11 protein-coding genes are annotated in these 11,273 nt (G+C 72.6%); all 11 read right to left on the bottom strand.

The genetic code is table 11. The features are described from left to right. A partial coding sequence (locus N801_RS03505) for a primosomal protein N' family DNA-binding protein (protein ID WP_035932831.1) occupies positions 1-471 on the bottom strand: 471 nt, incomplete at its 3' end. Positions 472-481: 10 nt separating this feature from the next. Further along, entirely contained in the window at positions 482-1,258 is a 777-nt protein-coding gene (locus tag N801_RS03500) for an alpha/beta fold hydrolase (protein ID WP_035932829.1), read from the bottom strand. A gap of 8 nt (positions 1,259-1,266) precedes the next feature. Further along, positions 1,267-2,487: a methionine adenosyltransferase gene (gene metK / locus N801_RS03495; protein WP_035932827.1), complete on the bottom strand. Its 1,221-nt coding sequence runs from the start codon at positions 2,485-2,487 to the stop codon at positions 1,267-1,269. 117 nt (positions 2,488-2,604) lie between these two features. Then, positions 2,605-3,951 carry a bifunctional phosphopantothenoylcysteine decarboxylase/phosphopantothenate synthase gene (locus N801_RS03490; RefSeq protein WP_035932825.1) on the bottom strand — a complete coding sequence of 449 codons (1,347 nt, stop codon included), beginning with the start codon at positions 3,949-3,951 and terminating at the stop codon, positions 2,605-2,607. Between the two features lie 7 nt (positions 3,952-3,958). Continuing rightward, positions 3,959-4,222 carry a DNA-directed RNA polymerase subunit omega gene (rpoZ, locus tag N801_RS03485; RefSeq protein ID WP_035932822.1) on the bottom strand — a complete coding sequence of 88 codons (264 nt, stop codon included), beginning with the start codon at positions 4,220-4,222 and terminating at the stop codon, positions 3,959-3,961. Between the two features lie 4 nt (positions 4,223-4,226). Beyond that, positions 4,227-4,820: a guanylate kinase gene (gene gmk, locus N801_RS03480; RefSeq protein ID WP_035932819.1), complete on the bottom strand. Its 594-nt coding sequence runs from the start codon at positions 4,818-4,820 to the stop codon at positions 4,227-4,229. Next, complete coding sequence (mihF, locus tag N801_RS03475; RefSeq protein WP_035932817.1) at positions 4,817-5,134, bottom strand: integration host factor, actinobacterial type; 318 nt, start codon at positions 5,132-5,134, stop codon at positions 4,817-4,819. The genes gmk and mihF overlap by 4 nt, the downstream gene beginning before the upstream one ends. Positions 5,135-5,255: 121 nt before the next feature. Further along, complete coding sequence (pyrF, locus tag N801_RS03470; protein WP_035932815.1) at positions 5,256-6,119, bottom strand: orotidine-5'-phosphate decarboxylase; 864 nt, start codon at positions 6,117-6,119, stop codon at positions 5,256-5,258. Continuing rightward, on the bottom strand, positions 6,116-7,078 hold the full coding sequence (locus N801_RS03465) for a dihydroorotate dehydrogenase (RefSeq protein ID WP_035932811.1): 963 nt from the start codon (positions 7,076-7,078) through the stop codon (positions 6,116-6,118). The genes pyrF and N801_RS03465 overlap by 4 nt, the downstream gene beginning before the upstream one ends. After that, entirely contained in the window at positions 7,078-7,959 is an 882-nt protein-coding gene (locus tag N801_RS03460; protein ID WP_035932809.1) for a dihydroorotate dehydrogenase electron transfer subunit, read from the bottom strand. Before N801_RS03460 ends, N801_RS03465 begins: the two co-directional genes overlap by 1 nt. Next, positions 7,956-11,273 (bottom strand): carbamoyl-phosphate synthase large subunit, encoded by a 3,318-nt coding sequence (carB, locus tag N801_RS03455; RefSeq protein WP_035932806.1) that lies wholly within the window; start codon positions 11,271-11,273, stop codon positions 7,956-7,958. The genes N801_RS03460 and carB overlap by 4 nt, the downstream gene beginning before the upstream one ends.

Here is an 11,273-nt window from a genome sequence, read left to right as displayed (position 1 = left end):
CGGGACGTCGTCGGCCTCCGCCGCCTCCGCCGGCAGCGCCTTCTCCGCGGCGGCGTGCCGGGGCGGCACGGCGAGCCGGAGCACGTCACCGACCGCTCCGCCGTAGCGCTCGGCGACGGCCCGCACGAGCGCGAGGACCGCGGGCGTGAGGACCGGCTCGGACGAGACGACGCGGCGGATCGTCGCGAGGTGCCCGTCGTGGTCGGCGAAGGCGGTCCGCGCGACGACGAACCCGTCGAGGTCCTGCCCGGCGAAGCGCACCTTGACGCGCGCACCCGGGACGACCTCCGCGGCGACGTCGGCGGGCACGAGGTACTCGAACGGGCGGTCGAGGTGGGCCAGGCCGGTGTCGACGAGGACGGAGGCCACCGGGTCGGTCTCGGCGACGGCCACGCCCTCGCGCCTGGTGGGTCGGGTGCGGGCCGACGGCTGGATCAGCGCCAGCTGCGTCCCCTCACCGACCTCGCCCATGCGGCCGAAACTAGTCGACGGTGGAGACAGGCACTCGACCCAGGCGGTCGAGCAGGAGGTCCGTCATGGCGTCCGGCCGCTCGAGCGCCGGCAGGTGCCCGGCCCAGGGGAGCTCGACCAGCTCGGCGCCGGGGATCTCGCGGGCGAGCAGGGTCGCGACGTCGCGGTGGTGAGCCACGTCGTGGGCGCCGGCGACGACGAGGGTCGGCACACGGAGCGCGGTCGGGTCCACCTCGACGCGTTCGGGCCGGGGTGCCGGCTCGACCAGACCCGCCGCGAGCTGCACCTCGAAGGCACGCCGCTGCATCCGGGCGAGGTCGGCGCGGACGTCGGGCGACGCCTTGGGGCCCAGCCAGAACTGCACGTTGAGCTCGGTGGCGGCCTCGACGTCACCGGCCTCGACCAGCTCGTCCTCCCGGTCCCCGAAGGCGAGGACGGCAGGGTCGGTGACCTCGAGCCCGCGGTACGCCGGGCACACGAGGACGAGCGAGTGGACACGGTCGGGATGGCGTGCCGCCAGCTCCAGCGCGACGCGGCCGCCGAACGAGGCCCCGACGACGGTCGCCGCCGTGACGCCGAGGGCATCGAGCAGCTGGGCGACGTCGTCGGCGTCCGCGTACGCCTCGCCCGGGAGGGGGGTGTCGCCGAACCCGCGCAGGTCCGGGCGCACCACCCGGTGCGTCGCCTCCAGCCCGGCGGCGACGGCGGCCCACATCCCGCGGTCGGCGACGCCGGCGTGCAGGAGGACGACGGCGGGACCGTCACCGGCGTCGTCGTGGGCGAGCACGGCGGGGCTCAGCCCTTGACCGCGCGCTGGAGCTCCTCGACGCGGTCGGTGCGCTCCCACGTGAACGCGTTCGTGACGCCGTGCGCGGCGGTGCGCCCGAAGTGGCCGTAGGCCGCGGTGGGCTTGTAGATCGGGCGGAGCAGGTCGAGCGCGTCGAGGATCGCCGCGGGGCGCAGGTCGAACACGGAGAGGATCGCGTCCTGGATCTTGTCGGCGGGCGCGGTCTCGGTGCCGAAGGTCTCGACGTAGATGCCGACCGGCTGGGCCTTGCCGATGGCATAGGCGACCTGGACCTCGCAGCGACGGGCGAGCCCGGCGGCGACGACGTTCTTGGCGACCCAGCGGGTGGCGTAGGCGGCGGACCGGTCGACCTTGCTCGGGTCCTTGCCGGAGAAGGCGCCGCCACCGTGGCGGGCCATGCCGCCGTAGGTGTCGACGATGATCTTGCGGCCGGTGAGTCCGGCGTCGCCCATGGGCCCGCCGATGACGAACGTGCCGGTGGGGTTGATGAGCGAGCGGTAGCTCGACGTGTCGAGGTCGGTCCCCTCCTCGGCGAGCTCGGCGAGCACCGGGCCGATGACGCTCTTCTCGATGTCGGGGCTGAGCAGCCCGTCGAGCGAGATGCCCTCGGCGTGCTGGGTCGAGAGGACGACGGTGTCGAGCCGCACGGCCTTGTCGCCGTCGTAGCTGATCGTCACCTGGGTCTTGCCGTCCGGGCGGAGGTAGGCGAGCTCCTCGCTCTTGCGGACCTTGGTCAGCCGCTCCGCGAGCCGGTGCGCGAGGTGGATCGGCAGCGGCATGAGCTCGGCGGTGTCGTCGCACGCGTAGCCGAACATCAGGCCCTGGTCGCCGGCGCCCTGCTTGTCCAGCGGGTCGATGCCCCCGGTGCGGTTCTCGTATGCCGTGTCGACCCCCTGAGCGATGTCCGGGCTCTGCTGGCCGATGGAGACCTCGACGCCGCACGAGGTGCCGTCGAAGCCCTTGGTCGAGGAGTCGTAGCCGATGCCGAGGACCGTGTCGCGCACGATCTTGGGGATCTCGACGTAGGCCTCGGTGGTCACCTCACCGGCGACGTGCACGAGGCCGGTGGTGACCATGGTCTCCACGGCGACCCGAGCCCGCGGGTCCTGCTCGAGCATCGCGTCGAGGATGGAGTCGGAGATCTGGTCGCAGATCTTGTCCGGGTGCCCCTCGGTGACGGACTCGGACGTGAACAGGCGTGCAGCCACCAAGGCTCTCCTTCAACAGCTGGGACTTCGCGCCACCACGGCGCGGATCGCCCAAATCCTACGGGTCGAAGCGGGCATCGGGGCCGGTGCCCACGCACTGGAGCCGTGGCAGCGGGCTCAGAGGAGTCCGGCGACGACGTCCCAGACCGCGTCGGACACGACGGCCTTGCTGGCCGGGCCCACCTCGACGCCCTCGTCGCTGTCGCGTCGCAGGATCGTCACGGTGTTGTCGTCGGCCCCGAAGGTCTTGTCCTCCCCGACCTCGTTGACGACGAGGACGTCACAGCCCTTGCGCGCGAGCTTGGCGCGGCCGTGCTCGAGGACGCTGCCGTCCCCGTCCCCGGTCTCGGCGGCGAACCCGACGATGACGGGGCTGTCGGCTCCCCCGCGACGCTCGACGAGCTCGGCGAGGATGTCGGGGTTGCGCACGAGCGCGATGACGGGCGCCGAGTCGTCGGGCGCACCGTCGGCGGGGGCGTCGTGGCTCTTCTTGATCTTGGCCGGCGCGTAGCTCGCCGGGCGGAAGTCCGCGACGGCGGCGGCCATGACGACGACGTCGCAGTCGGCCGCGGCGGCGTGGACGGCATCGCGCAGCTGCAGGGCGGTCTCGACGGGGACGACGTCGATGCCGGGGAGGTCGGCCGGTGCCGACGTCACGAGGGTGACCCGGGCGCCGCGCTGGGCGGCGGCGACGGCGAGGGCGTGGCCCTGCTTGCCCGAGCTGCGGTTGCCGAGGAACCGCACCGGGTCGAGAGGCTCGCGGGTGCCGCCGGCGCTGACGACGACGCGCCGCCCGACGAGGTCGCCACCGCTTGCGTCCGCAACCCTGGTCGGGTTCCCGACCAGGGTTGCGGACGCTGCGGCGGCGGCGGGGCCGGCGTCCGCAGAGGTGGTCGGGTTCCCGACCAGGGTTGCGGACGCTGCGGCGGCGCGGGCGGAGCGGGCCAGCTCGCGCTCGCACACGGCATACAGCTCCTCCGGCTCGGGGAGCCGCCCGGGACCGGTGTCCTTGCCGGTGAGGCGGCCGCTGGCCGGGGGGACGACGTGCACGCCCCGCTCGGAGAGCGTGGCGACGTTGGCCTGGGTGGCGGGGTGGTCCCACATCTCGGTGTGCATCGCCGGCGCCATGACGACGGGGCAGCGGGCGGTGAGGAGGACGTTGGTGAGCAGGTCGTCGGCCTGGCCGGTGGCGGCCCGCGCGAGCAGGTCGGCGGTCGCGGGGGCGACGACGACGAGGTCGGCCTCCTGCCCCAGGCGCACGTGCGGGACGTCGTGGACGTCGGACCACACGTCGGTGCTCACCGGCCTGCCGGAGAGCGCGGCCCACGTCGGGGCGCCGACGAACCTCAGGGCCGAGGCGGTCGGGACGACGGTGACGTCGTGGCCCGCCTCGGCGAGCAGGCGCAGGAGAGAGCAGGCCTTGTATGCCGCGATGCCGCCCGCCACACCGAGGACGACGCGCACGGGTGGCTCAGTCCTCGATCTTCTCTGCGGTGAGCTTGTTCTCGTTGATCTCGCGCAGGGCGATCGACAGCGGCTTGTCGTAGACCTCGGAGTCGACGAGGGGGCCGACGTGCTCGAGGAGGCCTTCCTGGAGCTGCGCGTAGTAGGCGTTGATCTGGCGCGCGCGCTTGGCCGAGTAGAGCACGAGGGAGTACTTGGAGTCGGCGTGCGTGAGGAGCTCGTCGATCGGCGGGTTGGTGATGCCGATGGGGTTGGCCTTGGTGCCTGACACGGAATCAGTCTCGTTTCTGGTTGGGGGTGCGCATCAATGATACGAGTTCGTCGGCGGCCCGCCGAACGTCGTCGTTGACGATGGTCACGTCGAACTCCTCCGCCGCCGCGAGCTCGGCCCGCGCGGTGGTGAGCCGGACCTCGCGCTCCTCCTCGGACTCGGTGCCCCGGCCGACGAGCCGACGGACCAGCTCGTCCCAGCTGGGCGGCGCCAGGAAGACGAACAGCGCGTCCGGCATGGTCCGGCGCACCTGCCGCGCGCCCTGGAGGTCGATCTCGAGCAGCGCGGGCCGGCCCTGCGCGAGCGCGGCCTCGACCGGCAGGCGGGGGGTGCCGTACTGGTCCCGACCGTGGACGGTGGCCCACTCGAGGAACTCGCCGCGGTCGACCATGCGACCGAAGTCCTCGTTGGTCATGAAGTGGTAGTGGCAGCCGTCGACCTCGTTGGGCCGGGGGCGGCGGGTCGTCGCCGAGACCGACAGCCAGACGTCGGGGTGGTGCTCGCGCACATGGGCCGCGACGGTGCCCTTGCCGACAGCGGTCGGGCCGGCGAGGACGGTGAGCCGGGAGGGGCCGGAGAGCCGGGAGGGGCCGGTCACGCCTTGTCGAAGCGGGCGAGGAGCGCCGAGATCTGGTTCTGCCCGAGGCCGCGCACGCGACGGCTCTCGCTGATGCCGATCTCCTCCATGAGGGCCTTGGCCTTGACCCGGCCGACGCCGGGCATCGACTCGAGGAGTGCGGACACGCGCATCTTGCCGATCACGTCGTTGGTCTTCCCTTCGATGATGACCTCCTTGAGGTCACCCTGGGCGTACTTGAGGCGGTTCTTGACGGTGGCCCGCTCGCGCCGTGCCGCTGCTGCCTTCTCCAGTGCGGCAGAGCGTTGCTCCGATGTCAGTGGCGGCAGTGCCATGGCGGAAGACCTCCGTGTGGATCTGGCTCGGGCGCTGCTTCTCAACGCCTTCCGATCGATTTAACCACGGAGGCGACCCTCCCACAGGACCCCCCCGCTCGAGCGGGGGTGGGCGGGCGCGTCAGGCGAGGAGGGTGGCCAGGCGGTCGCTGGTGGCCCGGGCCCGGTCGCGCAGCCCCGCCACGTCCGGGCCGGCCGAGAGGACGTCGCGGCTGCTCGCCGGCAGGACGTTCGGGAGGGCGTCGCCGAAGACCCGCTTGAGGTCCTCGGCGGTGCCGCCCTGGGCACCCACGCCCGGCGCGAGCAGCGGACCGCCGACGGCGGCGAGGTCGAGCCCGAGCTCCTGGACGGCGGTGCCGACGGTGGCGCCGACGACCAGGCCCGTGCTGCCGAGCTCACCGGCAGCGCGTGCCTGCACGTTCTCCGCGGCGGCGCCGAGGACCATGGTCTCGGCGACGCTCAGCGCGCCCAGCCGGGCGTGCTGGACGTCCTTGCCCTCGGGGTTCGAGGTGAGGGCGAGGACGAAGACGCCGCGGCCGTGCGCGGCGGCGGTGTCGAGCGCGGGCCGGAGCGACTCGAACCCGAGGTAGGGGCTCACCGTGAGCGCGTCGGCGGGGGCGGGGGCGGAGCCGCCGAGGTAGGCCTCGGCGTAGGCCGCCATCGTCGAGCCGATGTCGCCGCGCTTGGCGTCGAGCAGGACGAGGGTGCCGGCGGCGCGCAGCTGCCCGATGGCGCCCTCGAGCACCGCGACACCCCGGGAGCCGAAGGCCTCGAAGAACGCCGACTGCGGCTTGACCACCGCGACGTGCCCGGCGAAGGCCTCGACGCAGGTCGCGGTGAAGGCGCTCAGGCCGTCGAGGTCGTAGGTGAGGCCCCACGACTCGACGAGCGCCCGGTGCGGGTCGATGCCGGCGCACAGCGGGCCGTGCTCCTGCGTCGCGGCCCGGAGCCGCTGGCCGAAGGTGGGCTGGGGCTGGGGGGTCACGGGACCACCATCCTGTCGTGGGCGACACCGACGAGCTCGGTGATGCGGTCGACGCCGTGGGACCCGGCCAGCTCGGTGAGCTCCGTGAGCACCCGCTGCGGGGCGGTCGGGTCGTTGAACGTCGCGGTGCCGACCTGGACGCACGTCGCGCCGGCGGCGATGAGCTCGAGGGCGTCCCGGCCGGTGCGGACCCCGCCGACCCCGATGAGCGGGACCCGCTGGACCCGGCCCTCCCGCATCGCGGCGGTGACCTGCCACAGCGCCCGGACGGCGACCGGGCGGATCGACGGCCCGGACAGCCCGCCGGTGATCCCGCCGAGCTGCGGACGGAGCAGGTCGGTGTCGATGACCATCCCGAGCAGGGTGTTGATCATCGTCAGCCCGGTCGCGCCCGACTTCACCGCCGCGTCGGCGATGGAGACGATGTCGGTGACGTCGGGCGTCAGCTTGGCGAAGATCGGGACGTCGCGCGGCAGCTGCTCGCGCACCAGGGCGACGACCTTGCCCGAGGCGAGCGGGTCGCAGGCGAAGACGAGCCCGCGGTTGGCCACGTTGGGGCACGAGATGTTGACCTCGACGCCGACCACGCAGTCGAAGGCGTCGCTGTCGGCGAGGACGCGGGCGACGTCGGCGAACTCCCCCGCCGTGTTGCCGGCGATCGAGACGAGCACGCGGGCGCCGACGGACTTCAACCACGGCAGGTCCTTGCGGACGAACGCGTGGATGCCGGGCCCCTGGAGGCCGATCGAGTTGAGCATCCCCGACGCGGTCTCGGCCATGCGCGGAGTCCCCCGGCCGGAGCGGGCATCCATCATCACCGTCTTGGTGACGAACGCCCCGAGCGTCGCGACGTCGAAAAAGCGGTGCAGCTCGCGCCCGTTCGCGGCGCAGCCCGACGCCGTCATCACGGGGTTGGGCAGGGTGCGTCCGGTGAAGGTCACCGACATGTCGACCGCCATCAGTGGCCCCCCGTCCTCGGAGCGCCGACCGTGTCCTCGGGGACCCCGCAGACACCGTCGTGGAATGCCTCCCAGCGGATGCGGTCCCCACGGAAGACCGGGCCCTCGACGCACGAGCGCACCATCGAGGTCACGCCGTCCTTGCCACGGACCGGCATGACGCAGGTCATGCAGACGCCCACCCCGCAGGCCATCGACTCCTCGACGGCGACCTGGGCGACGGCGCCGTGCTCCGCGGCGACCCGCGTCACCGACTGCAGCATGCCCATGGGGCCGCAGGCGTAGGCGACCGGCGCGCCGGTGCGACGGAAGACCTCGGGCAGCACGTCGCTGACCCACCCGCGCTGACCGGCGGAGCCGTCGTCGGTCGTCACCGTGACGCGGTCGGCGGCCCGTCGCGCCTCGACGACACCGAAGAGCCGGTCCTCGGACGCGGCGCCGAGCACCATCTCCACGGTGCAGCCACGCTCGCGCAGGACCTCGGCGAGCCAGAAGAGCGGTGCGGAGCCGTAGCCCCCGCCGACGAGGACGCACGGCACCGGCTCGGTCGGCAGCGGGAACGCGCGGCCGAGCGGTGCCACGACGTCGACGGAGTCGTGGGCGCGCAGCCCGGTGAGCCACTGCGTGCCGGCGCCCTTGGCGGCGACGACGAGGTCGAGGGTGCCGCCGTAGGTGCCGGACGGGCTGACCTTGTGGATCGAGAACGAGCGACGCAGCAGCGTCCCGCTCGTCGGGCCGCCGACCGCGAGCGCGGCGAACTGCCCCGGACGGGCGAGCTCGGCCACGCCCGGCGCGACGATGGTGAGGTGGTGGTAGGCGCCGACCCGTCGGGTCGCGATGACCTCGCCGTCGACCTTGACGACCCCGGACTCCCGGCTCACCTGTCCCCCACCTGCATGAGGTCGAGGTGCCGGGCGTGCTCCTGCAGCGACGTCACCGTGAGGTCGCCCCGGCGCAGCGCCTCGATGGCCTGGACGGCGGCGGCGAACTCCTGCACCGTCGTGATGAGCGGGACGTCGGCCGCGTTGGCGGCGGCCCGGATGGCGTAGCCGTCCGCCCGGGCGCTCTGCCCGGTGGGCGTGTTGATGACCATCGCGATCTCGCCGTCGAGGATGAGCTCGGCGATCGTGCGCGCCTCGCTCGCCACGTGGTCGGTGGCCCGCTCGGTGATCTTGCGGATGACCTTGGCCGGAATCCCGTTGCGCCGCAGCACATCCGCGGTGCCCGACGTCGCCACGACGTCGAACCCCAGGTCGACGAGGCGACTGACCGGGAAGAGCATCGCCCGCTTGTCGCGGTTGGCGACCGAGACGAAGACGGTGCCGTCGGCCGGGAGTCCTCCGTATGCCGCGAGCTGGCTCTTGCCGAACGCGCGGCCGAACGTCGTGTCGATGCCCATGACCTCGCCCGTCGAGCGCATCTCCGGTCCGAGGAGGCTGTCGACCATCCGCCCGTCGGCCTGCCGGAACCGGTGGAACGGCAGGACGGCCTCCTTGACCGAGATCGGCGCGTGCGGCGGGAGGGTCCCCCCGTCGCCGCTCGGCGGGAGCACGCCCTCCTCGCGCAGCTGGCGGATGCTGGCCCCGAGCATGATGCGGGCTGCGGCGTTGGCCAGCGCCACCCCGGTCGCCTTGGCGACGAAGGGCACGGTGCGCGACGCCCGCGGGTTGGCCTCGAGGACGTAGAGGATGTCCTGGGCCAGGGCGAACTGGACGTTCATCAGCCCGACGACCCCGATCCCCCGGGCGAGCTTGAGCGCGCTCTCGCGGACCAGCTCGATCTCGGCGTTGCCGAGGGTCGCGGGCGGCAGCGCGCAGGCGCTGTCGCCGGAGTGGATGCCGGCCTCCTCGATGTGCTCCATCACGCCACCGAGGTACATCTCGGTGCCGTCGTAGAGGACGTCGACGTCGATCTCGATCGCGTCGTCGAGGAAGCGGTCGACGAGCACGGGGTGCCCGGACGACGCGGCGGTCGCGCGGTCGACGTACGTCGTCAGGGTCTCGTCGTCGTAGACGATCTCCATGCCCCGGCCACCGAGGACGTAGGACGGGCGCACGAGCACCGGGTAGCCGATGTCCCGCGCCACCGCGAGGGCCTCCTCGGCGTTGTATGCCGTGCCGTGCTTGGGTGCGGGCAGCTTCGCCTCCGCGAGCACGCGTCCGAAGGCGCCCCGGTCCTCGGCGAGGTCGATCGCCTCGGGAGAGGTGCCGACGATGGGGACCCCGGCGTCCTTGAGTGCGTGGGCGAGGCCGAGCGGCGTCTGCCCGCCGAGCTGGACGATGACGCCGGCGATCGGGCCGGCCTGCTTCTCGGCGTGGTAGACCTCGAGCACGTCCTCGAGCGTGAGCGGCTCGAAGTAGAGGCGCGAGCTCGTGTCGTAGTCGGTCGAGACGGTCTCGGGGTTGCAGTTGACCATGACCGTGTCGTAGCCGGCGTCGCGAAGCGCGAAGCTCGCGTGGACGCAGGAGTAGTCGAACTCGACACCCTGGCCGATCCGGTTGGGGCCCGAGCCGAGGATGATGACCGCCTCGCGCTCCCGCGGGGCGACCTCGCTCTCCTCGTCGTACGAGCTGTAGTGGTACGGAGTCTGCGCCGCGAACTCGGCGGCGCAGGTGTCGACGGTCTTGAAGACCGGCCGCACCCCGAGGGCGTGACGGACGCCGCGCACGACCGCTTCCGGCATGCCCCGGATCTCGCTGAGCTGCTGGTCGGAGAAGCCGTGGCGCTTGGCCAGCCGGAGCAGCTCGGGTGTGAGCTCGGGCGCGCGGCCGACGGCGTCGGCGACCTCGTTGAGGAGCTCGATCTGGTCGAGGAACCACGGGTCGATCCCGGTGGCCTCGTGCGTCTCCTCGACGCTCGCGCCGCCGCGCATCGCCTGCTGGACGGTGACGATGCGGCCGTCGGTCGGGCGGGCGGCGACGGTGAGGAGCTCGAGCGCCTCGTCACGCGTCGGCGCCGTGTCGCGCCAGTGGAACGAGGAGCCCTTCTGCTCCACGGAGCGCAGTGCCTTCTGCATCGCCTCGGTGAAGTTGCGGCCGATGGCCATCGCCTCGCCGACCGACTTCATCGTCGTCGTCAGGGTGTCGTCGGCGGAGGGGAACTTCTCGAACGCGAACCGGGGCACCTTGACGACGACGTAGTCGAGGCTGGGCTCGAAGCTGGCCGGCGTCTCGCGGGTGATGTCGTTGGGCACCTCGTCGAGGGTGTAGCCGATCGCCATCTTGGCGGCGATCTTGGCGATCGGGAACCCCGTGGCCTTGGAGGCCAGCGCCGAGGAGCGCGAGACGCGCGGGTTCATCTCGATGACGATGATCCGGCCGTCCGCCGGGTTGACGGCGAACTGGATGTTGCAGCCGCCCGTGTCGACCCCGACCTCGCGGATGATCGCGATGCCGACGTCACGCAGCCGCTGGTACTCGCGGTCGGTGAGGGTGAGCGCCGGGGCGACCGTGATCGAGTCGCCGGTGTGCACGCCCATGGGGTCGAGGTTCTCGATCGAGCAGACGACGACCACGTTGTCCTCGTGGTCGCGCATCACCTCGAGCTCGTACTCCTTCCACCCCGCGATCGACTCCTCGAGGAGCACCTCCGTGGTGGGGCTGGCCTGCAGCCCCGCGCCTGCCATCCGGCGCAGCTCGGTCTCGTCGTGGGCGAAGCCCGAGCCGAGCCCGCCCATGGTGAACGACGGGCGCACGACCATCGGGTACCCGAGCTCGTCGGCGGCGGCGAGGCACTCGTCCATCGTGTGCGCGATGACCGACCGGGCGCTCTCGGCGCCGCAGCGCTCGACCACGCCCTTGAAGAGCTGGCGGTCCTCCCCGAGCTGGATCGCCTCGACGTTCGCGCCGATGAGCGGGCAGCCGTACTTCTCGAGGACGCCGTTCTCGTGCAACGCGATGGCGACGTTGAGGGCCGTCTGGCCTCCGAGGGTCGCGAGCACCGCGTCGGGCCGCTCCTTGTCGATGATCTTCTCGACGACCTCGGGCGTGATCGGCTCGATGTAGGTCGCGTCCGCGAACTCCGGGTCGGTCATGATCGTCGCCGGGTTGGAGTTGACGAGGATGACGCGCACCCCCTCCTCACGCAGCACGCGGCACGCCTGGGTGCCGGAGTAGTCGAACTCGCAGGCCTGCCCGATGACGATCGGGCCGGACCCGATGACGAGGACGCTCGTGATGTCGTCGCGCTTCGGCAT

Source organism: Knoellia aerolata DSM 18566 (assembly GCF_000768695.1).
Lineage (GTDB): Bacteria > Actinomycetota > Actinomycetes > Actinomycetales > Dermatophilaceae > Knoellia > Knoellia aerolata.
This window is presented reverse-complemented; position numbering and strand designations above follow the sequence as displayed.

Coding starts and splice junctions, on each gene's coding strand:
- carB (WP_035932806.1), bottom strand. CDS start 11,273: ATGCCGAAGCGCGACGACATCACGAGCGTCCTCGTCATCGGGTCCGGC.
- N801_RS03465 (WP_035932811.1), bottom strand. CDS start 7,078: ATGGCGGTCGACATGTCGGTGACCTTCACCGGACGCACCCTGCCCAAC.
- mihF (WP_035932817.1), bottom strand. CDS start 5,134: ATGGCACTGCCGCCACTGACATCGGAGCAACGCTCTGCCGCACTGGAG.